Source organism: Clostridium saudiense (assembly GCF_000577815.1).
In the GTDB taxonomy this organism is placed as follows: Bacteria; Bacillota; Clostridia; order Clostridiales; family Clostridiaceae; genus Clostridium; species Clostridium saudiense.
On sequence record NZ_CBYM010000011.1, the window covers coordinates 48,499 to 74,307 of the forward strand.

Consider the following 25,809-nt stretch of genomic DNA (forward strand, 5'->3'; position numbering starts at 1 on the left):
ACTTTTGTTATCCATATTCACAAACTACCAATTTATAAAAAATAATAATAAAAAACTACCCCTATAGAAAACCTATTGAGGTAGTTTACTTATTAAAATGCAATTTTAATTCAAAAATAAATTCAATTCCCTTGATTGAATAATTGCACCTTTTTAGCACTCCACTTTCGTGACAGTTATACATATATTCTATGCATACCCAGAAATAACTTTTTGCATAAATTATTCCTTCGGCCATCATACCTTTCATAAATCATCTTAGCTCGCCAGCTCCTATTTACTACTCTTTATAAACAGCACCTCTAACATAGGTATTCTATTAAATTTTCTCTTAAATAATTAAATTCACTTTTCTCTGTTATGCTTAAAAGTTTCATTCATATATCATATGTACATCGTTATTAATATGATACCATATTAATTGAATTATTCAACCATATTTTATTTTTTATTCCATTTTAATTATTCACTTCTATATTTATCCATAAGATTACTCATAGTATCACCATTTGCTGGTGGTGTATAAGTTATTGCATTTGCTCCTGCTTCTATTGTTTTTCTTATTGTTTCTTCATTTGGCCCTCCTGTAGCTATAACTGGAAAATCTGGGAACTCGTCCTTTATCTTTTTAACTATCTCTGGAGTGTTTTTACCACCTGAAACATTTAATATAGTAGCTCCTGCTTCTATTCTTTCTCTTATATTTTCGTGAATAGATACTACCGTCACTATTAATGGTATATCTATAGTTTCTTTAATTTTTGAAACAACCTCATTTGACGTAGGTGAATTAACAACTACTCCCATTGCCCCTTTAAACTCTGCATCTAATGCTAAATTAACAACTCTTTTACCTTGAGTTATTCCTCCTCCAACTCCACAAAAAACTGGTACATCTGCAGCCATTACTAAAGCTGCTGTTATTAACGGTTGAGGAGTAAATGGATATACAGCTATAATAGCATCTGCATTTGTATTCCTAATAATTGCAACATCAGTTGTAAATAATAAAGATTTTATTCTTTTACCAAATATTTTTATTCCTGAACAATCTCTAATACATGAAGGTACTTCAATAACATGACTTCTTAAGATACCTTTTATTTCAGGTACAGTTTTATGCTTTTTAATCTCCATCTTAACACTCCTATTACTTGTTTTATAAATATAATTATACTAGTTTAATTCAAGATTTAAAGAACTTTAAAACAAATTGAACTAAAAGTTAACACTTTATATATAAAAAACAAATAAAATTTGATAAAATATTAATAAATATGCAATATAGTATTTTATGTTAGAAGTAACTTCTTTTCCTAACGTTGAATGAGCACATTGTATTTATTTTCTATTAACTAGCTTTTAAATTAGGAATATTAGTTCACTTCAATATATTTAAAATTTATAATTTGACTTATGAGGTGTTTTAATGAAATCTTTTAAAAATTATTATCCCCCATATGTAATCCTTTCCTTTTTGTATTTATTATTCATTATTTTTGCATTCTTCTTAGATTCTCCACTGGAAATCTATCAAGGATTAAAAAGAATAATATTTTCTTCTGATATACTAATAACAGATTATATGGAACTTGGCGGAATTGTTGCCGCTTTAATTAATGCAGCATTAACTAGTTTATTATCCATTTCACTTTTAATGATTAACGGTATTAAACCTAATGGGTCAACAATTATGTCTTTATGGCTTATGACTGGCTTTTCTTTTTTAGGTAAGAACATTTTTAATATATGGCCTATTATTTTAGGAGTTTACTTATTCTCAAGATATCAAAAGGAACCTTTTCTTAATTATATTTTAGTAGCAATACTTGGGACTAGCCTTTCTCCTATAGTTAGTCAAATAAGCTTTGGAGATCATTTATCCACTCCAATAGACTTTCTAATTGGAATATTACTTGGGGTTTTAGTTGGCTTTATATTACCACCTATAGCCTCTCATAGCATTAAAGCTCATAATGGATATAACTTATACAATATAGGCTTTGCTAGTGGATTACTTGCCACTTTATTGATGTCTATATTAAGGAGCTTTGGAGTAAATTTTGATTCAAGATTAATTTGGCATAGTGGTTCTAATAAAATATTATTTATTCTATTAATGATATGTTGTTTTTACTTAATTATAGTTGGATTAATTCGTGGCAAAAATAAGAAATCTACTTTATCCACTATAAATAAACAAACTGGTAGACTTATTAGTGATTTTTATATCCTTTTTGGTGAAACAACTTATATAAATATGGGTATATTAGGAATACTTGCTACTCTTTTTGTTGTACTTATTGGTGGTGACTTAAATGGAGCTACAATATGCGGTATTTTCACTATAATTGGATTTGGTGCCTTTGGAAAAAACATAAAAAACACAATTCCTGTTGTTATTGGAGCAAGTATTGCTGCTTTATTCAATGTAAATCCTATCACTTCACCCTCTTTGCTATTATCAATATTATTTTCTACAACTTTAGCTCCTATATGTGGTAAATTTGGTTGGAAATATGGTATACTAGCTGGTGTAATTCACGTTAATATAGTAACAAATATAGGATATTTGCATGGTGGGCTTAATCTTTATAATAATGGTTTAGCAGGCGGCTTTGTAGCAATGATATTAATTCCGTTAATAACCACCTTCAAAAAGGAGATTTAACTTATGAAATTTAAAATTGAAAAAAACATTAAAATCATTAACGAATTAATTGCTTACTTTTACAAATTTGGAACTACCGATGTTCATATTGATTTAAATTCTGATTCTAAGAATTCTTACTTTAATATTTATGGTAAAATAGATAATATTTCAAAAGATGAATTAGAATCTTTAATAGATATATTAAATACTCCAAGGCAACGTGAAGTAGAAAATTATTATTGGAACTTAGGCGGTGAGTGTGAGTTTGATACTGAACTTACATTAGTAGGAATGATGATAAATTCAGCTAAAGTTACTTATATTGATAATGTATTAACCATTAGTATTATTAGAGAAGAAAGTTAGAAATTCATCATTTATAAATAACAACCTTTGTTAGTTTAAAGTCGCAATTTTAGCAATTGAGAAATTTCAAGTGATAAGTGACAAGCTTCATCAGTTTAGAATGATAAGTTTCAAATTGCAAGTTAAAGAATAAATTTAGCTATGGCTAAATTAAAATAAAAAAATAGCTTCAATAATTAAAATGATTGAAGCTATTTTTTTAAAGAAACTTCCAAGAGTTTCATTCTTAACTTGTCACCTGTCACTTGTAACTGATTAAAGTATTATTTCAACTGGTTCATTTATCTCGATTCCATCTTCAGTAACTATGCAATTATACGCAAAAATATCTACACCATTTTCTTTTGCAAATCTAAGAGCCTTACCAAACTCCTGATCCCTTTCATCATTTGGTGAGAATTTATTAACATCTTTTAACTGAATTAAGAACATTGCTCCAGCACCATACCCTTGCTTTTTAGCTTCTACTAATTCTAATAAATGCTTTGCTCCTCTTTCTGTCGGTGCATCTGGAAATCTTGCATATCCCTTATCCTCTAAAGTTACTCCCTTTACCTCTAAAAAATATTCTTCATTTTCATCATTTGAAATCTTAAAATCAAATCGGCTTTTTCCAAAAGTTTTTTCTCTCAAAATTTTAATATACTGACTAAGTTCTTTTACCTTACCATTTTTTAATGCTTCTTCAACTACTTTATTAGGTATCTGTGAATCTATACTTATTAATTTATCTTCCTTATATACTGCCACTAAATCATAGGGGGTCTTCCTAGTAGGATTTAGTTCTTCTCTTAGAAAAACTGTACACCCTGGTATAAGAAGTTCCCTACATCTTCCTGTATTAGGTACATGTACAGTAATCTCTTCTCTATTTAATTTAACTACTGCATTAAATCTATTTGGTCTGCTTATAAATTCTGCTGTTACTATTTTTTTATTATATTTCATGTTTTCTCCTCAAATCCTTACAAATTATGTCTTTTTTCTATTATTATTTAAGATTTATTATATCTCTTAATAATAGTTATCCACAACCTATAATTATATATTCATATGTTTTTATCCGAATAATTACTTAAATATCGGGTTATCCACAGATTTTGTCCACAATTCTGTTAATATTGTTGATAACTTTTTAAAAGAATGCTTGTTCGATTTTTTTTATTCTACAAACTGCTTGTTTTTTTTACATTACCCCCTATATAGTTATTAATTTTTGTAGTACCCTAATATATTGTGTCAATACTTTGGAAAAAGTTTTCAACACTTTTTAAAAGTTATCCACATTTTGTGGATAACTTTTCTTATATATATTATTAGCAATCCACATATTAATCATTTTTAACATATAAATTATTTACTTAAATATAAAAATAAGCTGTGGATTACATTAAAATATTTATACTTAATATAACCCGCAGCTTTAATTAAATTAAATCATTTTCTTTTCCTTAAATAATGTCACTAAATATTGAATAATAAATATTGCTGGTCCTAAAATTACAGTAACTATTGGCCAAACAATATGACTTTGAGATTTTTCTTTAGCTAATTTATATGAACAATATACTGAAGCTATTAATAATGCATATGAAAATATGTATGACATTCTGTCTCCCCCCTATTGTTTAATAATAATCATTTTACAAAAAAAATATATTATTCTCAATGTATTTTTCTAGGATTTTATCATTTTGTTATTTATACTTATTGTTTATTACATTTTTTCCCTTTATAAAAAATTTTTTTATAAAAATCCTTTACAGCAGTTTTTTACTATGCTATTATAACTAATGTAATCGAATAACGAGCGTGTTACTGGTGATGCAGGCAAGGCTTAAATATGTATAAATTATTATTATATCTCAAATAATACTTATGGGATAATTATATAATTTATAGATATTTGGGCCTTTTTTTATTGTTTAATTTAAACATTACATTTAGTCCCATGCTATTATATTTAATTTATAAAAAAACTATAGATTTTAGGAGGAATAATAAAATGATGCAATTTCTACAAAGAATTGGTAAAGCTATAATGCTTCCAATTGCTGCTCTTCCAATTGCAGGTATCTTACTTGGTATAGGTGGTGCGTTCTTAGGTATCGCAACTTTACAAGATGCTCCTGCAATATACAAAGGATTAATTGCTGTTGTTAATATCCCAGCAGTTACTGCTATATTAACAGTTATGAAAAATGTAGGGGATATCGTATTCGGTAACTTACCAATATTATTTGCTGTTGGTGTTGCTGTTGGTCTAGCTAAAAAAGATAAAGGTACTGCTGCTTTAGCTGCTGTATTTGGTTTCTTAGTTATGAACCAAGTTATATCTACACTTTTAGCTTTAGGTGTTACTCAATTAGGTGTTGTTACTGCTGACTCAGTTGGTAAATATGGTACTTATGTTACTACTAATGTTGGTATATTTACATTAAACATGTCAGTATTCGGTGGTGTAATTACTGGTTTAGTTACTGCTTTATTACACAATAAATTCCACACAATCCAATTACCAGCTATTATAGGATTCTTCTCTGGATCAAGATTCGTTCCTATAGTTACTGCTGTTACTATGGCATTTGTTGGTGCAATATTAGCATTTGCTTGGCCAGTTGTTCAAGATGGTATCAGTGTATTATCTACATTAGTTAAAAATGCTGGTGCAATCGGAACATTCTTCTATGGATTAATAGAAAGAGCTTTAATACCATTTGGATTACACCATGTATTCTATACTCCATTCTGGTATAGTTCATTAGTTGAAGGTAATGTTTTAGTTAATGGTTCTGTTCAAACTGTTGCTGGTGCAAACACAGCATACTTCGTACAATTATCAAGTATGTCAAGCTTAGTTGGTGCTTCTGCTTCAACTATGAGTGATGTTATAAGTGGAACAACTAGATTCATGGCTGGTAAATTCCCATTCATGATGTTCGGTCTTCCTGGTGCTGCACTTGCTATGTACAAAGCTGCTAAACCAAGTAAGAAGAAAATTGTTGGTTCATTATTAGCTACAGCTGCTTTAACATCATTCTTAACTGGTATTACTGAACCATTAGAATTTACATTCTTATTCGTTGCTCCAGCATTATATGCTGTACACTGTGTATTCGCTGGATTATCATTCATGTTAATGGATTTACTAAACGTATTTATAGGTATGACATTCTCTGGTGGTGTAATTGACTACGCATTATTCGGTTTACTTCCAGCTGGTGCTGGTGTTCCAACTAACTGGTACTGGGTACTTGTTGTTGGTGCTGTATATGCTGTACTTTACTACTTCGTATTCTACTTCTTAATTACTAAGTTAAACTTAAAGACTCCAGGTAGAGAAGAAGATAACGAAGAAACTAAGTTATTTACAAAAGCTGATTACCAAAAAGAAAAAGGTAACGGTGCTGCAGCTGCTCCTGCAAAAACTTCTGCTAAAGGTGAAATAGCTGAAAAAGCTCCTCTAGTATTAGAAGCTTTAGGTGGAGAAGCAAACATAGTATCTGTTGATGCTTGTATCACAAGATTAAGAGTTGAAGTTAAAGATAAAGCAAATGTTAATAAGGATCAATTAAAAGCTCTTGGAGCTGCTGGTGTTGTTGAAGTTGGAAACGGCGTTCAAGCAATATTTGGTGCAAAAGCTGATGCTTATAAAAATGCTATTAACGAAATTCTTGGAGAATAACATTAAATATCAATAATTTAAGTGTGTTTTAAAATATTCGGGTTAAAAAAAGTGGCTTATGCCACTTTTTTTTATTTATACATATAATCTCTTGTCATTGGCAATTCATTATTAGCACCTTTTACAAATAATATTTGATGTAAATCTACTATACCATTATTAAATACAGCTGCACATGCATATAAGTACATTCTCCACATTCTAATAAATTCATCATCAAACATTGTCTTAATTTTATCTATGTTATCATCAAAATTTTTAGCCCACATTAATAATGTCTTTTTATAATGTAATCTTAAACTTTCAACATCTATTGTATGATATTTATAATCACCAGATATATTTATAATTTCTCTAAAACTTGGTAGAACCCCACCTGGGAATATATACTTCTTAATCCATGCATCTCCCTCTGATTCTTGGAGACCACTTATATAATGTAATAAGAATAATCCCCCTTTCTTTAATACAGAATCTACATTTTTAAAGAACAAATCATAATTTGGTCTTCCAACATGCTCTAACATTCCAACACTAACTACTCTATCAAATTTAAGATGACTTTTGGATAGTTCTCTATAATCCATTATTTTTACATCTATATAATCTTGAAGGTTTTCCCTTTCTATTCTTTCTTTAAATGCCTTGTATTGTTCTTCACTTAAAGTAATTCCTAATCCTTTTACCTTATAGAGTTTAGCTGCTTCTATTAATAATCCACCCCAGCCACAGCCTATATCAAGCAATGATAATCCTTCTGATAAATTTAACTTCTTTAATATATGATGAATCTTATTCATTTGCGCATCATGTAAAGTATCATCACACTTCTTAAAATAAGCACAAGAATAACTTAATGTATCATCTAACCATATTTTATAAAAATCATTACCTATATCATAATGTGATGTAACTTCTTCTTTTTGTTTCTTCATAGAAGTTGATCCACCAAATATCTTTGTTAATGCTCCAAAGTTAGTTGAAAATTCATCTATGCATTTAAGTAATTCATCAAATACAGTAAATAAATCACCTTCTATTTCTATATCACCTTTCATATAGGCTTCACCAAACGCTAATGTAGTACTTGTTAATATATCTTTCTTTTTTAATGGTTTATGAAGTATAATTTTAAACTTTGGATTATCTTCACCTACCTTAACTTCATCTCCATCCCAAAATTCTACATTAAAAGAAACACCTTTAAATTTACCTAAAAATGTTTTTAAAAAGCTTTTTTCTAAATCCATAAGTAACTCCTATTCTATTTATTTTATCTAATATAGATAAGACTTTGCTGTTAATATTTTTTATTAGGGCGCTATTGATAATAAATAAACTACTAACAGCAAAGCACATGAATCTAAAAAAGATTCATATTAAAAATTATTCCAAAATAACTAAATTTTATTCAAAAAATAGGCAGTAAGTTTCCTTACTGCCTACACAAACTAATTTTTAATTAAACAATCATTATTTTCTTTTTTATTCTTTTCTTCCTTAGCTTTTTGTTTATTTTCTAGATTTTCTTTCCATAATGGCTCTGCTCTCTTAGCCCATGTTAATCCATAATTTATAGTCTTCTTACATAAATCATCTACATTTTCTGGATCTATAAATTCAGTAGATTTAGCACCTGAATTTTTAACCATTTCTGCTATCTTAGGTGCATTATCTAATATTGGACATGGTCTGAATTGATTTTGATTAAATGGTTGATTCTTTTGATATTCCATAAATAATGGTTGACCTAAAGCTTCTATTAAAGATACATCTTTTATATTTGCATTTGAATAATGGCAGAATACACAAGGCTCTACATCACCATTTGCGTTTATATGGCAGTATCTTCTTCCTCCTGCAACACATCCTCCAACATATTCAGCATCATGCCAGAAATCCATATTAAATATAGCTTTAGTACTACGCCAGCCCCTTATAGTTCTATATAATTTTTCTCTTTGATCTGGATTTGCCATTAATGATGTATCTGTTTTACAGCCTATTGGCATAAATGTGAAATACCAAGAGAAATATGCCCCTTTATCTATCATTAAATCAATAAATTCTTCTGAAAGAACGCTATCGCAATTAGCTGTTGTAAAGCAAGTTGAGAATCCAAATGGAATTCTATTAGATTTCATAAGCTCCATAGCTCTCATTATATCTTTCCAAGAGCCTTCCCCTCTTCTTCCATCTGTAGCATCATCAAATCCTTCAACACTAATTGTCGGTACTAAATTACCAACTTCAATTAAATCATCACAGAATTTTTGGTCTATTAATGTACCATTTGTGAAGAACATAAATACACAATCATTATGCTTTTTAGCAAGCTTTAATATATCACTCTTTCTTACTAATGGTTCTCCACCAGTCATTATATAGAAGTATATTCCTAATTCCTTTCCTTCTGTAAATAGCTTATCTAGTTGTTCATAGCTTAAATTTAAAGCCTTATTGTAATCTGCTGCCCAACATCCTACACAATGCTTATTACAAGCTGTAGTTGGATCTACTAATATTGTAAATGGTATTTCATGGCCATACTTATCTTTATTTCTTTGTATTTCATCCCAACCTCTAATAGATGCATTTAATAGGAAATTAGTAAATACTGTTTGAACTATGTTTGGATGTACATTATTGATTATGTTACACATTAGTTTAGTCCAGTTATTTTCTGGATCTTTTAAATATCCTTCTATCATATCATATTGATCAACATATATTTTTTCTGTATCAAACTTTCTAATCCATTCAATTATTTTAGGTAAATTCTTTTCCGGATCTTTCTTTAAATATCCTAAGACTTGTTTTAATGCAAATTGTTGAATTTTATATTTTGGACTTAACATTTAAATATCTCTCCCTTTCAAATAATATTAAAATAATTACATATAATTTTTATACCAATAGCTAAAAGAATAATTCCCCCACAAATATCTATTTGTTTTTTATATTTGTTGCCCATACAGTATCCAACCCATAAACCAATAGTAACTAATATACTTGTTACTATAAATAAAATTAAAATATTACTTATAATTTCTGTTCTCAATAAGCCAAATCCTATTCCTAAAATAAATGCATCTATACTTGTCGCTAGTGCCAATCCTACACTACCTTTATATCCAAAAAATTCTTCTCTCCTTTCATTATATTTATTAACCTTAAATGCATTTCTAAAAAATTTTATACCTAAATAAAATAATATTATTGCTGAAAACCATTGATTTATTGATATGATTTTTTCATTATTTATATTTAACATAGGGTATAATGCAATAATCATTCCAGCTGCTAACATAATTGTTTGAATTGCTCCAAATATTATACCAACTAATAATGCTGTTGATTTTTTTAAATTTCCCTGTGTAGATCCCCTACATACTGCTACAGTAAATGCATCTAATGCTAGTCCTACAGAAACTATAATTATTTCCCATAATCTCATTCATCTACTTCCCTCCTCATATTTTTTATTTTAGTCTTTATATCCAAATAAAGGAATCTATAATATTACTCATTTGTATTTATAAATAAACAATAATAATAATTTGTAATTTTTAATATACAAACACTTAAAAATGTATATTAAATATAATATAGAAATTAATAGACCACTTAAGTGCACTAATTACACCTAAGTGGTCCATATTTTATATATTACATTATTAATTTAAATCGTTAACTATATCATCTAATGAGTTAGTCACTAACACTTTATACTTATTAGACAATTCTTTTGCAGAAATACTTACTCCTTCCTCTATCCATCTTTTAATTATAAATGTTAATCCCCTTGAATAGTATTCTGCAATATCATCTACTGAAAATTTTTCATTTTTTTCGTTACTGGTTCCATATTCCTCAAATAACCTTTTAAACATTTTAACTAAATTACTATTAATAATTTCCTCAAAAGAGTTCTGCCCTGTTACCTTAACTGCTTGTAAGTAAAAGCTCTTATTACTTTCTATTCTTGAAAACATATAATGTATAGCTTCATAAGGCATTTTGCTTTCTATTAACATTTCGCTTCCTTTAAATATATCTTCATAGCAAATTTCCTCTAAAACTTCATACTTATCTGCATAATGATTATAAAATGTTGGTCTTATAAACCCTGCAGCATCAGTTATCATCTTAATAGTTATCTTATCAAAGCTATGCTTCAGTATTAAATTTTTAAAGCTCTCTTGCAATGCTGTATGCACATCTTTTCTATTATTCATAACTCACCTACAAACTGCCTTATATTAAAAGTAAATAACTTTATTTTATAAACTTGAAATTATAGTAATCTAAATAAGACTAAAATTATACAGCTTAAATTATATCATGCTTTGTAATATTTTACCATCATCCATACTGTATATATCTTTCATATATTATTATATAAGCTACTATAATAATATATAAAAATTCCTAATATTATTACTATTTATTAATAGTGATTATCCTTATCTTTTATAAATATAAAAATGAACATAATATTACTACTATGTTCATTCTTACATTTGCTATATGCTTTTTATTTGCTTTTTAAACACATACATTTTCTTATCAGCTTCTTTATATATTTCAATTAGAGGTCTTTTATCACCATTACCTCTATTAAAATATCCATAAGAAATTTCTAATTTACAAATTTTATTATAATTATAATCTTCTATTTTTTCTTTCATATCATCTATCTTTGACTTAATTACTTCTATATCAATATTATTTAAAATTGCTATAAACTCATCTCCGCCCATTCTTCCAACAAATCCTATGCTTCCTAATGTTTCTTGAAGTATACCTGCAAATTTAATTAGTAATTCATCTCCTATATGATGTCCAAAATTATCATTAACATATTTAAAATTATTTAAATCAAATGATACTATTGTTATATTAGATTTATACTTGTTGTCTAACTCCTTAAATTTTATATCTACTGCTGCTCTATTATTTGTATTTGTTAATCCATCTGTATAAGCTAACCTATGATTTTCAATATTCTTATAAATTATTCTCACTCCAAAAATAATTAATAAGAATCCAGAAGTTAGAGCCAATAATTGAAATATTACAAATTTATTGAATCCTGATAATACTTCATCCTTTGGAATTAAAAATACAGCATTCCATTTAACCGAATCTAATGGATTAAAGTTTGCGTAATATGTCTCTCCATTTAATTTTACTTTTCCTAAAGACGTTTCACCTTTATTAATTCCTTCTCTTAAGAAATCTATGTTATTAGATTTCCCTTAAAAATCTTCAAAAATATTTTTTGAGTCATGTACAAATTGCATATCTTTATGTGCTACATAATCACCATTATTATTAATTAAAAAGCTGTAACCACTCTTTCCAACAACTTTATTTTTAAATATATTATATATTTTATTTAAATCAATTACTCCACAAAGTGCTCCAACCTTCTTTTTACCTTTATATATAGATACGCTTAATGTAGTTATTGATCTATTTTGATGAACTTCCATGAAAGGCTCTGTTACAAATCTTTCATTATCTATGACATCATGAAAAAAATCTTCATGAGATTGGTCTTTAACTTCATTTCTATTAACATAATATCCATTACCTAGCATGTCCATTATTATAAAATGTTCAAAATTTAATAAAGTTTCCTGCCCCTTTAAAAATGAATATTGTTCATCCCAATTCATGTTATAGATATTTTCATTATTAGCCAAATAACTTAAGATTTTAAAACTGTACTCAAAGTATTCTTCAATGGATTCTTTACATTGATTTCCATTATCTTCAAGGCTTTTTTCAATTATTCCTACTTGATTTTGTTTTGATTTATAAAATGATATTACTGAAAAAGTTAATGTTAATATAAAACATATAAATACTATTGCTATTATTACTTTTTCATTCATCTTAACTTTTACATTATTTGTATTTTTCCTTTTGTACATTCTTACTACCCAATTTAAACCCTTTTTTTTCTATTTATATAATTATATTATATCTAATATCAAACAATTAAAAAAGGTTAATTCCTATTTTATACCAACTAAGTGCTAATTGTCTTAAATCTATACTACTTTAATAATTATTTATAAATTTATTGCCATATCAATGCTAAACTTTTGTATGTACATAAATAAAAAAAGAATTAGATAATACATTTATTATCTAATTCCCTCATTAATTATTCTATATATCTAATACACCTAGCTACGTTATCAGCAGTGGGCTGTTTCAAATCACTTGCTTCGCTCGTTCTTTGACAGCCTTTGCATGGAACGTGCCAAATACTTCTCTTCGTCACTATCGTTCCTTGACAAGTAAGGCTACGTTCTCAATATGAGCTGTATGTGGGAACATATCTACTGGTTGAACAGTTGTAGTTTTATATCCATTTTCCTCTAATATAGCTAAATCTCTTGCTAAAGTACTTGGATCACAACTTACATATACTATTCTTTCTGCATTTATATTTGTTATGGCATTTAATAGTTTAACATCACAACCTTTTCTAGGTGGGTCTACAACCACAACATCAGCCTTTATTCCTTTGTTAATTAAATCTGGTATAACAATTTCTGATTCACCAACAAAGAATTCAACATTATCAACATTATTTTCTTTTGCATTTATATTAGCATTTTCAATAGCTTGTGGAATAATTTCTACTCCATAAACCTTCTTAGCCTTTTGTGATAAGAATAAAGTAATTGTTCCCGTTCCACAATATGCATCAAATACAGTTTCATCTCCACTTAATTCTGCATATTCAAGAGCCTTACCATATAACACCTCTGTTTGAATAGGATTGACTTGGAAGAATGATAATGGTGAAATATTAAATTTGAAATCACCTATATAATCACTTATAGTAGGCTCTCCCCATAATGTTATACACTCTTGCCCTAATATTACATTTGTAGGCTTAGAGTTAATATTTTGAACTATACTTTTAATTCCTGGTATATTATCCACCATTAATTTTATAAATTCATCTTTGTTTGGTAACTTAGCTCCATTAGTAACTAATACAACCATTACTTCATCAGTTTTAAAACCACGTCTAATCATTACATGTCTAAGTATTCCACTTTCATCATACTTTCCATCAACATTATATGGTTTTATATTATTCTTTTTAATCCATTCTCTAGTCAATTGTACTACTTTATCTGCAACCTCATCTTGAATCAAGCATGTTTCCATATCTATTATTTCATGACTTCTTGGTGCAAAGAATCCTATTTTTAATTCTCCATTTACCATTCCAATAGGTAATTGAACTTTATTTCTATATCTCCAAGGTTCTTTCATACCTAGTGGGAATTTTACTATTCCTTCATCAAGTTTGCCTATTTTACTTATACAATCCTTAACTCTTTCAAATTTGAAATTCAATTGTTCATTATATGTAGAATGCTGTAATTTGCATCCTCCACATCTTTTATGTATGTTACACTTTGCTTCACATCTTTCTGATGATGGCTCTATTATGTCTACTAATTTACCATATGCAAAATTCTTTTTAACTTTTACTATCCTTGCATTAACTCTTTCTCCTTTTAATGCGCCTTCTACAAATACAGGAAAAGTATCATTTACTTTTGCTATTCCTTCTCCTTCATATCCTTGTGAAATAATATCAAGTATATATTCCTTATTTTTTTCTATCAAATCTATCACCTATCAATCTTCTTATGTTATTCTAACAAACTATTAATATTATATACCAAACTACTAATGTAATAAACATACCATATCTTTTTTATGTAAAAAAAAGACACCTTTCGGTGCCAAATAATGAAATCAGTTGCCTTTACCATTTTAATTCTTTCGAACTTACTCTGATATTATCAATTATACCCTAATTTATCAAGTCTATTTGTAAACTTTTTGTTAACTTTTTATAAAAAATAGTATTTTTGATATGATATCTTGCAGTTTTTAAGCATTTTATATTTGCTTATGAATAATTTTATGCATTTTTTCTTTCTAGAATAACTTAAATAATAAAATTTTCTTTGATAATACTTTATAAAGAACAAAAAAATAAGAAGTGCAAATTTACACTTCTTATTTTATGTTAAATTATTCTACTACACTTACTTTTAAAAGGTTAGTTGATCCAACTTGATCTAATCCAGCAGCTATTACAACTGTGTCTCCAGCTTTAGCAAATCCATTTTCAACTGCTATCTTAGTAGCGTTAGCCATCATAGCATCTGTTGAATTTTGGTCTTCAGCAACTACTGGGTAAACTCCGAAGCAGAATGCTAAGCTCTTAGCAACTTTTTCACATGGAGTTACAGCTACGATTGGGCATTCTGGTCTGCATTGAGAAATTCTTCTTGCAGTTGCTCCACTCTTAGTTGAAGAAACTATTGCAGCAGCGTTTAATTCGTTAGCAGCATTGCAAGCAGCTCTTGAAATAACTCCTGATACAGCTGGAATGTGAGATTTAGCTGTTGAAACAGCTGTTTCATAGTTTAATTTAGTTTCAGCTTCAACAGCTATTTTAGCCATTGTTTGAACTGATTCTACTGGCCAATCTCCGTTAGCTGATTCCCCAGATAACATGATTGCATCTGTTCCATCTAATATAGCATTAGCTACGTCAGAAACTTCTGCTCTTGTTGGTCTTGGGTTTCTCATCATAGAATCTAACATTTGAGTTGCAGTTACAACTGGCTTTCCAGCAGCGTTACATTTTTCGATCATCATCTTTTGAACAGCTGGTAACTTTTCAAATGGAATTTCAACTCCTAGGTCTCCTCTAGCAACCATTAATCCGTCAGAAACTGCTAATATTGAATCTATGTTATCAACACCTTCTTGGTTTTCGATCTTAGAGATGATTTGGATGTGTTCTCCACCATTTTCATTTAATATTTGTCTGATTGTTTCAACGTCTGAAGCTTTTCTTATGAATGAAGCAGCTACAGCATTTACTCCGATTTCACAACCGAATTTTAAGTCAGCTATATCTTTTTCAGTTAAAGCTGGTAACTTAATTGAAACTCCAGGAACGTTAACTCCTTTGTGAGTTGCAACAAATCCAGTGTTTTGAACTATACAGTGGATTTTGTTTCCTTCGATTGATTCAACTGTTAATCCTACTAAACCGTCATCGATAAGGATAGTGTCTCCTGGTTTAACATCATTAGCTAATCCAGCATATGTTACTGAACACTCTTCAGTGTTACCAACCACGTCTCCACCTGCATGTACAGTGAATTTAGCCCCTGCTTGTAATTCAACTTTCTTAGGTTCAAATTTACCAGTTCTTATTTCTGGTCCTTTTGTATCTAACATAACAGCGATTTCTTTGTTGTACTTCTTAGCTAATTCTTTAACTAAGTTAATTCTTGCTGCATGTTCTTCGTGATCTCCATGAGAGAAGTTATGTCTTGAAACGTTCATTCCTGCTTCAATTATTTGTGATAATATTTCTGGGTTTTCACTAGCTGGACCGATAGTGCAAATGATTTTAGTCTTTCTCATTTAAAACTCTCCTTTTAATCTCTAATTTAATGTATTTTAAAATAAAATATTGGCAATATTAATTAAATTATTTAGAAATCTCTTCTGAAATTTCATATAATTTTTCATCAAATGTTCTGTTTAAAGCTAAAGCTTCATCTATATCTTGGTCAAAGATTTGATTGTTCTTTATACCAACAACTTTTGAAGTTTTACCTTCCATTAAAAGTTCAATTGCTTTTGAACCCATTCTTGAAGCTAATACTCTATCAAAAGCACTTGGAGCTCCACCTCTTTGGATGTGTCCTAATACAGTTGCTCTTGTTTCAATTCCAGTTTGAGCTTCAATATATTTAGCTAATTCAGAAGCTCCACCAACACCTTCAGCAAGTAAAACTAAGTTATGCATTTTTCCAGCTTTCTTACCTTCTAAGATAACTTTGCATAATTCATCTTTATCATATCCTTTTTCTGGTGTAATGATGTATTCAGCTCCACAAGCTACACCTGTGTGAAGAGCAATATCTCCACAATTTCTACCCATAACTTCTACGATAGAAACTCTTTCGTGAGAAGTTGATGTATCTCTTATTTTATCTATAGCATCAACTACAGTATTTAATGCCGTATCAAATCCTATTGTGTAATCAGTGTAAGTTAAATCATTATCGATTGTACCAGGTAAACCTATAGTTTTTACTCCTAATTTTGATAATAACTTAGCACCAGTGAAAGATCCATCTCCACCGATAACTACTAAAGCTTCTACACCATTATCAGCAAGAATTTGTACCGCTTCTTTTCTTACTTCTTCTTGTTTGAATTCTAAACATCTAGCAGTTCTTAAAATAGTACCGCCTCTTTGAATTATATCTGAAACAGATGATCTATTCATTGGGAATAACTCACCATTTATTAATCCAGCATATCCTCTTTGTACTCCCATAACTTCAATACCATTATGTATTGCAGTTCTTACTACCGCTCTTATTGCAGCGTTCATTCCTGGAGCATCTCCACCACTTGTTAAAACAGCTATTTTTTTCATAAAATATTCCTCCTCGAAACTACTAAGGACTCTGCATGTCCACACACTTTGAAATATTCCTTATTATTCTTTTATTGTTAAACTTTTTACCACCTTTTTTATTTTACTTGTAATCTCTTCTTATTGCAACTAAAATAAATATTCTTATGTCTAATTTTATCGTTTATTTACATTATTACCTGTTTATTTTGCCCTTAATCAATTAAAATTATATAAACATTTTTTTATTTTTGTATCTTTACACATATTTCATATTAACACTTTTTTTATTATTTTTCATTAGAAAATAGAAATTATTATCAATCTTTGTTATATAATTAACATACTTCACAGGGTAGTTTTGGTTATTTTTAGTTGAAATTTATATTGAAAAACTTTTATTATCTTATTTTATTTGTGAAATGTTACAAATTTTCAAAAAAAAATATTATCTTGCTCAAAATTTTTGAATCAAGATAATATTTTTTTAACAATTTTACTCTACAACTTTAACATTTGAATCTCCAAAAACTTTTTTTAATTCAAATACTACTTCACTATTTAAATCAACCCACATATCTCGTGGCATTCTATAATTTTTTCTATCATTGGCAGTAAATACATACAAGGCAGAATCACCTTTATATTCAGAAACTACGTCAATTAGCTTTTGTTTCATTGCCTTAGCCATTTGCAAATCATCAACCCTTATATATACTTTATCACTGTTTACTTTCTCTAAAGGTTCTATACTTTCACAAATAAGTTTTGGTTCTTCATCTTCTTTTATATTCACTCTACCATTAATAACTACCATTGAATCTAAATTAATTAAGTTTCTAACTTTATCTAATGTTTTAGGAAAAACAACTACTTCAATAACTCCAGTTAAATCTTCTAGCTTTAAGAAAGCCATTATTGAATTATTTCTAGTTACTTTTTGATTTACCTCTGCTAATATTCCTCCCAATATTACTCTTTGATTATCTTGAATTAAGTGATCATCATCACCTAATCCATCCATAATAGCTTCATATGATTGGAATATAGTTTCAATTGTAGTAGATGTCATCACCTTTAAACTTTTTTCATATTCATCTAAAGGGTGACCTGATATATAAAGCCCTGTCATTTCCTTTTCCATTGATAATAAATTATTTTTTGCAAATTCTTTTATGTCTGGATATTTTACTTCAGGCTCTTTTATACTCTCATCTGCTATACCAAAAAGACTAATTTGCCCATCTATATTTCTCTTTTTCTCATTATATATGCTATCCATTACTTTTTCATAAACAGCTAGTAATTTTGATCTATATATTTTAAACTCATCAAATGCACCTGCTTTTATTAAGCTTTCTACAGCCCTTTTATTTATTGTTGATAAATCTATCTTGCTAATGAAATCAACTAAAGACTCAAAGTTACCTTTGCTTTTTCTAGCCTCAACTATTCCATCAACAACATTTACCCCAACATTTTTTATTGCTGCAAGACCAAATCTTATACTGTTTCCTTTTACAGTAAACTTTGAATAGCTTTCGTTTATATTTGGAGGTAACACTTGTATACCTAAGCTTTCTGCAAATTTTGTATAATGTGCTACTTTTTCACTTGTTCCCATAACAGAATTAACCATTGCTGCTATGGTTTCTACTGGATAGTAATGCATTAAGTATGCTGTCTGATAGCCTATTACTGCATAGGCTGCTGCATGTGATTTATTAACATTAATGTTATTATAAAGCTTTTATGCTTTATACTTCATATTTCTATAAAGATCGGACTATATCATTATCCTAATCACTTTAGGATATAGGGCACTCGTGGATATTTCACCATATAAAATTTACTTAGGCTATTTTATCTAGTCTCTGAACCTTTAACCTATTTCTAGGAGACTTGGCTGCGGATTAACCAATCCTTAAACTTTTTACTATACCTTAGATAATTACTCTAAGCCCCTAATCATATTACTATATTAGGTTAGTATTTAAGGCTCTAAGGTCTTCCCCGCAATTCACCCTATTTGCTTTACAGCTCCTACTGTAAAGGCACTCTTTATTTCGTTCCACTTATTATATTTTCTTTCTAACTTTATAGTTGATTTATCATACAAATAGTTAAATATATTATCAAACTCTTTTTTTGCATTTATTTTTAGACACTTTATCTTTTCTGTCTTTGTATCATATAATTTCACATAATTAAATTTAGTTTCTCTTTTAATTTCATTAAGAAACGATTCAGTTCCTAGAATCATAAAGCAATATGTTGGATAAATATATTTTATAATTCCTTCATTAGCTTTATAATAACTAGTATTATGAGATAATATTATACTTCCATCTCCATCAAAATAACCTCTTATAAAATGCCTTATTAAAGCCTTATCAATATTAGGCAATTTATCCATCGTTAGCGATTTATTGGGATATAATCCTATTTCCCTCAATCTAGTTGCCATTATTTTAGAGGAAAAACTTAATGAATATCCTTCTTTAGAATTTTCAAAACCACCCTTCTTGGTACGCCTAATATCTCCAGTAAATTGAAGCTCATTAGCCATAAACTCTAGTATCTCTAAATCATTTATAGATACTACTATATTATTATGATTTTCATCTCCAACAAATCCATCAGCATAAATAAATTCTAATATATATGCTTTAGCTTCTGTATCAATACAAGCAAAATAACATTCATCTAAAACATATCTATTTTTTAATCTAGTATTTATACCTTCTTCTTTTAAAACACGTCTTACAGCTCTATCTGATACATTTAAATTTTTTGAAATATCTCCCATACAGACGCCTTTATTTTTATAATAATAATTTACTATTTTGTATTTATCATAACCATTAAGTTCTCTATAATTTTTAAACAAACTTATATTCACCTCTATGAATATAATTTCTAAATTATAGGTAAATTATACATAATAATCATTAACTTTCTTATAGAATGCATACGAAGCAAAGTCCATCATCTGGTCGAAAATTTCATTTGCCGCTTTTTCACTTATGCCATTTCTCAGACAACCTGGTACTTCTACATTACCATTTTCATCTACTATTCCATATATAAAATTCTTTCTTTCTTGCTCCATTACACTGTGCTTTTTCTTTGACATGGCTCTTCTAACCATATCACTTCTTCCAAGTGAGTATCCACCTAGATCTCTAACAATCTGCATAACTTGTTATAGTGATAGGTAACTCTACCTTCGTCTTAACGGTCAGGTTTTGTTTTCCCCCACTTCACACCGTACATGCGACTTTCATCGCATACGGCGTTCCATTAATTATTACAAATGTATTTCATTCTCTCGTATTTTCTTTTAAGATATAGTGTTGAATCATTATACATATATTCAAATAGTTCTCTTGAAAACTTTTTTCCACCTAAGAAGTAACATATATTTTTACTTTTAGTATTAAATATGCTCAAATCACATCTATTTAACTCAACTAGAATTCTATTTACTAGATTATTACTCCCAACAAACCCACTCCTAAATCTCCTTATATCTGTTATTCCATCTCCATCAAAAACTCCTCTTATGAAATCTCTAATATATACTTTAGGTATATTATCTGGAAAAATTTCAAATCCTGTTTTTTGAGGTACAATCCCATAATTACTAAGACTTTCACACATATGCCTTGATGTCAAACTCACATAACAACTTGGATTTTTCCCACATTTCATTTTTGCTTCATTTATCCATTTTCTAATAGTTGCTTCATTTGCTCCTATGAGACAAGCTACTTTTTGAGCTGAATAACCAACTAAATAATATTCTATTGCTTTCTTTTTTGTTTCAACACTATATTTCACTTAGACAACCTCTAATTGTATTATTTTCCAAACAATTAGAGAATATACATTTGCTTAACTAACTATGCCCCTTCGCTCCATAAAAATTACTTTACTTCATCACTACTACAGGCTGCTGCCCTTATTCTTTGTGAATCATTTCCTATTCACTAGTACCATCGGATTTCAACATCCTTAACATTTACTGAATAAGTTCAAACGTTCCTATCATTCTATCTTTACATATTAACTTAGGCCTTCTCTATGAACCGTCAAGTGCCTTTTTGCTATCTTAAGGTAAGCTAAAAGCAATTATTTTTTAATAATTATAATTTAAATAACCAAGAATACTTAAATTACACTTGAATCTAAATACTTTCTCTTCGTACTTTAATGGTTAACGATTCTTCAAACGAGAATTTCTTTCGTAGCCATATTAATTTTATAGACCCCCGATTACTTCTCTAACCACTTCCCAGGTCTGATTTTCACCGACTTCAACGAGCTTCATACATATTCATGTTGAACTAAATATGCATGTCGTAGTATTAGGGAAGAACTACCTTAATTAGTTCTTAAAAGGTATTTCACCTTTAATATCAAATGATAAGTTAGATAAATATTTATCCCTACAATTTTATACTACATTTCTATAGTTTTTGTATTTGTAGAACGTTTCGCACCTTGATATACCATTACCCCATATGTGACATCCAGTATACTTTCAAGTTCTGGTGTCTCATAATGCACACTGTCTTTATTTCTTTTACCTTCTATATATCTCGGAATCTCAGCCATAGGACCTGGTCTATATAAAGATATACCAGCTATGATATCTTCTAAGCAGTCTGGCTTAAGTTCCTTCATGAATGATGTCATTCCTGGAGATTCTAATTGGAATACACCAGCTGTTTTTCCTTCACCAATCATGTTATATACATTTTTATCTTCAAAATCTATTTTATCTAAATCAATATCTATTCCTCGATTTTCTTTAATCATCTTAACAGCATCACTCATAACTGTTAAAGTTCTTAAACCAAGGAAATCCATCTTTAGAAGTCCTAGCTCTTCTAATGTTGTCATATCAAATTGAGTTACTATCATTTCATCATTTCTTTGAAGTGGTACATATTCAACCAATGGCTTCGATGCTATAACCACCCCAGCTGCATGCGTTGACGAATGCCTTGGTAACCCTTCTAGAGTTTTACTAACATCAATTAATGTTTTTACTCTATTTTCTGTCTCATATGCAGCCTTAAGCTCTGGATTTAAATCTAATGCCTTTTCTATTGTTATTCCAAGCATTGTAGGAATCATTTTAGCTATTCTATCTACTTCTGCATAAGAGTAGTTCATAGCTCTTCCTACGTCTCTTAAACACAATCTAGCCGCCATTGTACCAAAAGTAATTATCTGTGATACATTTTTAACTCCATACTTTTCAACAACATAATCTATTACTTCCTGTCTTCTTTCATAACAAAAATCCGAATCTATCTATTACTACCCTCTCTTTCGAGATACTTAAACACTACTTTTGTAGTGGGTATAGACTATATCTTCACCCACCGACCTTTATACGGTTTGGGCTGCCCCACTTCGCTATGTTTCATAAACATAGCTACGTCCCCTTGGACTAGTCGTTGAACGTTTCCCTCTTCAGGACTTCGCTGCTTATTACCCAATCTATTAATTTTTCAACATTCACGTTTAAGCTTATTTCATCTTTACGTTGTAGTATCAATAGCTCTAAGGGCTTTCAAGCAATTCGAGGCTCTTTAAGTATATTATTTCTAATATACACGACTATTAAGTTAAAATGTAGATTTTAAATTTATATATTTGATATATTTTCTATCTAGATAAATTGTAGAATTATCATATAAATAACTCATTATATTGAATGTTTTTAGACGCCCACCATAACTTATATAATAGTTATTTTTCTCATCATTATATCTTTAACTAATTTTTCGCTATTTATTAATATTCTACAATATTTACAACTACCATAAACCGAGTTAGATACATACGATTTAATTTTATAATCTGAACCTATACATTTCTTGAATTTTTCTAAATGCATCCTATCTAAATTAGCTATTGCTATTCCCAATTTACTTCCAGTTACATATCCATCTGCATAAATAAACCCTAACCAATATGCCTTTTCTTCAATATCTATTTCAGAAAAATAATCATCATTCACTGAATAAACTAAATGACTATCCCTTAAATTTCTAGTACTAACTTTCCATCTTTTTAACGCATCATAGATACCACATAAACTACATCCAAGTTTATCTGCAATTTTACTACATGATAATTTTTGATCAATATATAAATTTATAATTTCAAACTTATACTTATCCAACTCATATCGCTTCAAATTTCTACACTCCTAAGAATTTAATATATTCTTAGTATAAACTTATTTCTAATCTGGCATACTAACTCTTTCCGGATTTAAAAATCTTTCAAAGAGCAAGCTATACTTTATCGGATTAATTTTTGTTATTCCCAGAGTATAAGCAACTATAGAGCCTGCTGCCGATCCCCTTCCTGGTCCCGTTGGTATTCCATGATCATTTGAATACTTAATAAAGTCCCAGGTAATCAAGAAATAATCAACATATCCCATTTGATTAATTACACCAAGCTCATAACTAAGCCTATCAACATAAGTCTTTGCTTCCTCATTAGTTTCAGCAAATTCCTTTACATCTTGAACATTAATTAACTTATTCCTAAATTGTTCAAAAACATCATATCTTTCAACAAGCCCTTCAAAACACACCTCTTCAAGATAATCAAAGTGAGTTTTATATTCCTCAGGAACTGGGAAATTAGGTAACTTAGATACATGGAATTCATAATCAAAATTACATTCATCTGCAATTTTAATTGTATTTTCTAATGCCTCTGGAACATAAGAAAACATATTCCACATTTCTTCTGGTGATTTCAAATAGAACTGATCCGAAGGATATCTTCTTCTATTTGCATCTTCAACAGTTTTACCTGTTTGAATACACATAAGGATATCATGAGCCTTAGAATCCTCTTGTTTAATATAATGGACATCATTAGTTGCAATTAAAGGAATTCCAGTTTCTCTAGCTAACTTAATATTACCTTCTGTAACCTTTCTTTGCTCCTCCATTCCATGATCCTGAATTTCTAAATAAAATCCATCTTTAAATATGTCCTTATACATCAAAGCAACTTCTTTAGCTTTTTCATAATCATCTCTTAATAAATTTTTTTGTACTTCTCCACCAAGACAAGCACTTAAAGCAATTAAACCTTCACTATGCTCTCTTAAAAAATCATGGTCAACCCTTGGCTTATAGTAAAAACCATCAATTGAAGCAGCTGATACTATTTTCATTAAATTTTCATATCCAACTTGATTTTTTACTAATAAAACTAAGTGATATGTACCATTATCCTTATCATTAATTTTAATATCCATTGATTTACTTGCTACGTAAACCTCACAACCAAGAATAGGTTTAATTCCTTGTGCTATAGCTTCTTTATAAAAAGCTACACAACCATACATTACACCATGGTCAGTAATTGCTATACTTTCCATACCTAGTTCCTTAGCTCTGCTAATAACCTTTTTAATTTTAGCCGAACTATCAAGTAAACTATACTCAGTATGTAAGTGGAGATGACAGAACTTTTTATTTTCCAATAAAACACCCCCGTTTGAATTAGTTAAAAGTTTTTAATTAAGAGTTAATAGTCTATTGTATAAATCCCCAAATGATTTATATATTAACTATTAACTAACTAATAGTTTCCACTTCTAATTTCTTCTGCTATTTTTTCTATTTTTCTTAGCCTATGATTAATTCCAGACTTACCAACTGGCGGATCTAGCATTTCTCCTAGCTCTTTTAGCGATTCATCTGGATAGCTTAATCTAAGTTCTGCAACTTCTTGAAGATTTTTAGGCAATCTTTGAAGTCCAATACTATTTTGAATAAGCTTAATACTTTCAACCTGTCTTACTGCTGCATTAACTGTTTTACTCAAATTAGCTGTTTCACAGTTTACAAGTCTATTTACGTTGTTTCTCATTTCCTTCATTATTCTTATATTTTCTAATTCAAGTAATGAAGTATGAGCTCCTACTATGTTTAAAAGGTCAACTATTTGCTCACCTTCTTTAATATATATTATAAAACTATTTTTTCTTTGAATAACCTTTGAGTTTAATCCAAAGGAATTAATTAGTTTACATAAATCAATTGCATATTCTTCACTATGAGTTACAAACTCTAAATGATATGTCTTTTCAGGATTAGTTACACTTCCCCCACCAATAAAAGCTCCTCTAATATAAGCTTTCTTATACTCTTCAGTCTTTACCATTTCAGGATCAATTTTATAATCAATAGTTAGTACTCCATCTATTTCCTTGAAAATCCCTGTTTCTTGAAGTAAGTCCCTAACCCCCATATCTTCTTCTATTAAAACCATGTAGATATTGTTCTTCTTTAATGAGTTACTCTTTTTAACCATTAATTTAGAATGTATATCAAAGTGTTCCTTTAGCAAAGTGAATATATGTCTTGCTGAAGCTGGATTTTCTGTTGTAATTCTAAAGCTAAGACCTTTTCCACTAAATCCTATAGTTCCACTACCTTTCATTATTGCTGAAAGCTCTGCTAATGCTTCCTCTTTCGATATATCAGTATATCTGCATATTTCTCCTTTTACTTTCGCTGAAAACGACATAAATTCTTTCTCCTAACTAACTAT

Annotated in this window: 19 protein-coding genes, 4 pseudogenes and 1 riboswitch; of the genes and pseudogenes, 3 read left to right on the forward strand and 20 right to left on the reverse strand. The window is 29.0% G+C overall.

All coding sequences use genetic code 11. The features are described from left to right. Positions 1–146 precede the first annotated feature (146 nt). Positions 147–313: riboswitch (Lysine riboswitch) on the reverse strand. Positions 314–462: 149 nt separating this feature from the next. Further along, entirely contained in the window at positions 463–1,137 is a 675-nt protein-coding gene (locus TY07_RS07600; RefSeq protein WP_042397611.1) for a beta/alpha barrel domain-containing protein, read from the reverse strand. A gap of 292 nt (positions 1,138–1,429) precedes the next feature. On the opposite strand from TY07_RS07600, the gene TY07_RS07605 reads away from it, so the two are divergent. Together TY07_RS07605 and TY07_RS07610 are read left to right on the forward strand one after the other, a co-directional pair. Further along, entirely contained in the window at positions 1,430–2,671 is a 1,242-nt protein-coding gene (locus TY07_RS07605; RefSeq protein WP_042397614.1) for a DUF1576 domain-containing protein, read from the forward strand. A gap of 3 nt (positions 2,672–2,674) precedes the next feature. Further along, positions 2,675–3,019 (forward strand): hypothetical protein, encoded by a 345-nt coding sequence (locus tag TY07_RS07610; RefSeq protein ID WP_042397617.1) that lies wholly within the window; start codon positions 2,675–2,677, stop codon positions 3,017–3,019. A 255-nt stretch (positions 3,020–3,274) separates the two neighbouring features. Here the strand turns inward: TY07_RS07610 and sfsA are convergent, their stop codons facing one another. Both sfsA and TY07_RS18345 read right to left on the reverse strand, forming a co-directional pair. Beyond that, a complete protein-coding gene (gene sfsA, locus TY07_RS07615) occupies positions 3,275–3,967 on the reverse strand; it encodes a DNA/RNA nuclease SfsA (RefSeq protein ID WP_042397620.1) in 693 nt (230 codons plus the stop codon). Positions 3,968–4,451: 484 nt separating this feature from the next. Next, positions 4,452–4,628 (reverse strand): hypothetical protein, encoded by a 177-nt coding sequence (locus TY07_RS18345; protein ID WP_172676138.1) that lies wholly within the window; start codon positions 4,626–4,628, stop codon positions 4,452–4,454. 396 nt (positions 4,629–5,024) lie between these two features. Between TY07_RS18345 and TY07_RS07620 the strand changes: the two genes are divergently transcribed. After that, positions 5,025–6,704 carry a PTS transporter subunit EIIC gene (locus TY07_RS07620; protein WP_042397623.1) on the forward strand — a complete coding sequence of 560 codons (1,680 nt, stop codon included), beginning with the start codon at positions 5,025–5,027 and terminating at the stop codon, positions 6,702–6,704. 71 nt (positions 6,705–6,775) lie between these two features. On the opposite strand, the gene TY07_RS07625 is transcribed toward TY07_RS07620, so the two are convergent. The 17 genes and pseudogenes from TY07_RS07625 to whiA all read right to left on the reverse strand — a co-directional run bounded on the left by TY07_RS07625 (position 6,776) and on the right by whiA (position 25,785). Further along, entirely contained in the window at positions 6,776–7,954 is a 1,179-nt protein-coding gene (locus TY07_RS07625) for an SAM-dependent methyltransferase (protein ID WP_042397626.1), read from the reverse strand. 201 nt (positions 7,955–8,155) lie between these two features. Then, a complete protein-coding gene (locus TY07_RS07630; protein ID WP_042397629.1) occupies positions 8,156–9,562 on the reverse strand; it encodes a radical SAM/SPASM domain-containing protein in 1,407 nt (468 codons plus the stop codon). A 17-nt stretch (positions 9,563–9,579) separates the two neighbouring features. Continuing rightward, positions 9,580–10,161 carry a manganese efflux pump MntP gene (locus TY07_RS07635; protein WP_042397631.1) on the reverse strand — a complete coding sequence of 194 codons (582 nt, stop codon included), beginning with the start codon at positions 10,159–10,161 and terminating at the stop codon, positions 9,580–9,582. 220 nt (positions 10,162–10,381) lie between these two features. Beyond that, positions 10,382–10,942, reverse strand: coding sequence for a TetR/AcrR family transcriptional regulator C-terminal domain-containing protein (locus TY07_RS07640; protein WP_042397635.1), 561 nt, complete (start codon positions 10,940–10,942; stop codon positions 10,382–10,384). Between the two features lie 288 nt (positions 10,943–11,230). Further along, positions 11,231–11,731, reverse strand: a complete 501-nt coding sequence (locus TY07_RS17810) for a GGDEF domain-containing protein (RefSeq protein WP_198133983.1) — start codon at positions 11,729–11,731, stop codon at positions 11,231–11,233. Positions 11,732–11,965: 234 nt separating this feature from the next. Beyond that, the gene (locus TY07_RS17815) at positions 11,966–12,646 is read right to left on the reverse strand and encodes a cache domain-containing protein (protein WP_052330643.1); all 681 of its coding nucleotides are present in this window, start codon (positions 12,644–12,646) and stop codon (positions 11,966–11,968) included. A gap of 355 nt (positions 12,647–13,001) precedes the next feature. Then, the gene (gene rlmD, locus TY07_RS07650; protein ID WP_042397636.1) at positions 13,002–14,372 is read right to left on the reverse strand and encodes a 23S rRNA (uracil(1939)-C(5))-methyltransferase RlmD; all 1,371 of its coding nucleotides are present in this window, start codon (positions 14,370–14,372) and stop codon (positions 13,002–13,004) included. A gap of 414 nt (positions 14,373–14,786) precedes the next feature. Then, positions 14,787–16,199: a pyruvate kinase gene (gene pyk, locus TY07_RS07655; RefSeq protein WP_042397638.1), complete on the reverse strand. Its 1,413-nt coding sequence runs from the start codon at positions 16,197–16,199 to the stop codon at positions 14,787–14,789. 67 nt (positions 16,200–16,266) lie between these two features. Continuing rightward, the gene (gene pfkA, locus TY07_RS07660) at positions 16,267–17,226 is read right to left on the reverse strand and encodes a 6-phosphofructokinase (protein WP_042397640.1); all 960 of its coding nucleotides are present in this window, start codon (positions 17,224–17,226) and stop codon (positions 16,267–16,269) included. 475 nt (positions 17,227–17,701) lie between these two features. Further along, positions 17,702–18,931 (reverse strand): annotated as a pseudogene (locus tag TY07_RS17820) (helix-hairpin-helix domain-containing protein); the annotation flags it as partial. Positions 18,932–19,225: 294 nt separating this feature from the next. Further along, positions 19,226–20,095 (reverse strand): LAGLIDADG family homing endonuclease, encoded by an 870-nt coding sequence (locus TY07_RS07670; protein ID WP_042397642.1) that lies wholly within the window; start codon positions 20,093–20,095, stop codon positions 19,226–19,228. A 69-nt stretch (positions 20,096–20,164) separates the two neighbouring features. Continuing rightward, positions 20,165–20,410 (reverse strand): annotated as a pseudogene (locus TY07_RS07675) (hypothetical protein); the annotation flags it as partial. A 98-nt stretch (positions 20,411–20,508) separates the two neighbouring features. After that, positions 20,509–21,048, reverse strand: a complete 540-nt coding sequence (locus TY07_RS07680; protein ID WP_052330645.1) for a helix-turn-helix domain-containing protein — start codon at positions 21,046–21,048, stop codon at positions 20,509–20,511. A 663-nt stretch (positions 21,049–21,711) separates the two neighbouring features. Beyond that, positions 21,712–22,530, reverse strand: a pseudogene (locus TY07_RS07685) (DNA polymerase III subunit alpha); the annotation flags it as partial. 430 nt (positions 22,531–22,960) lie between these two features. Then, on the reverse strand, positions 22,961–23,422 hold the full coding sequence (locus TY07_RS07690) for a helix-turn-helix domain-containing protein (protein ID WP_052330646.1): 462 nt from the start codon (positions 23,420–23,422) through the stop codon (positions 22,961–22,963). 51 nt (positions 23,423–23,473) lie between these two features. Continuing rightward, a pseudogene (gene dnaE / locus TY07_RS07695) lies at positions 23,474–24,736 on the reverse strand (DNA polymerase III subunit alpha); the annotation flags it as partial. Positions 24,737–24,834: 98 nt separating this feature from the next. Further along, on the reverse strand, positions 24,835–25,785 hold the full coding sequence (gene whiA / locus TY07_RS07700) for a DNA-binding protein WhiA (protein WP_042397649.1): 951 nt from the start codon (positions 25,783–25,785) through the stop codon (positions 24,835–24,837). Positions 25,786–25,809: the final 24 nt, after the last annotated feature.

What these genes read in the sequence shown, in the direction of transcription:
- TY07_RS07640 (WP_042397635.1), bottom strand. Translation starts at nt 10,942, where the DNA reads ATGAATAATAGAAAAGATGTGCATACAGCATTGCAAGAGAGCTTTAAA.
- sfsA (WP_042397620.1), bottom strand. Translation starts at nt 3,967, where the DNA reads ATGAAATATAATAAAAAAATAGTAACAGCAGAATTTATAAGCAGACCA.
- pyk (WP_042397638.1), bottom strand. Translation starts at nt 16,199, where the DNA reads ATGAGAAAGACTAAAATCATTTGCACTATCGGTCCAGCTAGTGAAAAC.
- pfkA (WP_042397640.1), bottom strand. Translation starts at nt 17,226, where the DNA reads ATGAAAAAAATAGCTGTTTTAACAAGTGGTGGAGATGCTCCAGGAATG.
- TY07_RS07635 (WP_042397631.1), bottom strand. Translation starts at nt 10,161, where the DNA reads ATGAGATTATGGGAAATAATTATAGTTTCTGTAGGACTAGCATTAGAT.
- TY07_RS07605 (WP_042397614.1), top strand. Translation starts at nt 1,430, where the DNA reads ATGAAATCTTTTAAAAATTATTATCCCCCATATGTAATCCTTTCCTTT.
- TY07_RS07625 (WP_042397626.1), bottom strand. Translation starts at nt 7,954, where the DNA reads ATGGATTTAGAAAAAAGCTTTTTAAAAACATTTTTAGGTAAATTTAAA.
- TY07_RS07610 (WP_042397617.1), top strand. Translation starts at nt 2,675, where the DNA reads ATGAAATTTAAAATTGAAAAAAACATTAAAATCATTAACGAATTAATT.
- TY07_RS18345 (WP_172676138.1), bottom strand. Translation starts at nt 4,628, where the DNA reads ATGTCATACATATTTTCATATGCATTATTAATAGCTTCAGTATATTGT.
- whiA (WP_042397649.1), bottom strand. Translation starts at nt 25,785, where the DNA reads ATGTCGTTTTCAGCGAAAGTAAAAGGAGAAATATGCAGATATACTGAT.
- TY07_RS07620 (WP_042397623.1), top strand. Translation starts at nt 5,025, where the DNA reads ATGATGCAATTTCTACAAAGAATTGGTAAAGCTATAATGCTTCCAATT.
- TY07_RS17815 (WP_052330643.1), bottom strand. Translation starts at nt 12,646, where the DNA reads ATGTACAAAAGGAAAAATACAAATAATGTAAAAGTTAAGATGAATGAA.
- TY07_RS07600 (WP_042397611.1), bottom strand. Translation starts at nt 1,137, where the DNA reads ATGGAGATTAAAAAGCATAAAACTGTACCTGAAATAAAAGGTATCTTA.
- TY07_RS07630 (WP_042397629.1), bottom strand. Translation starts at nt 9,562, where the DNA reads ATGTTAAGTCCAAAATATAAAATTCAACAATTTGCATTAAAACAAGTC.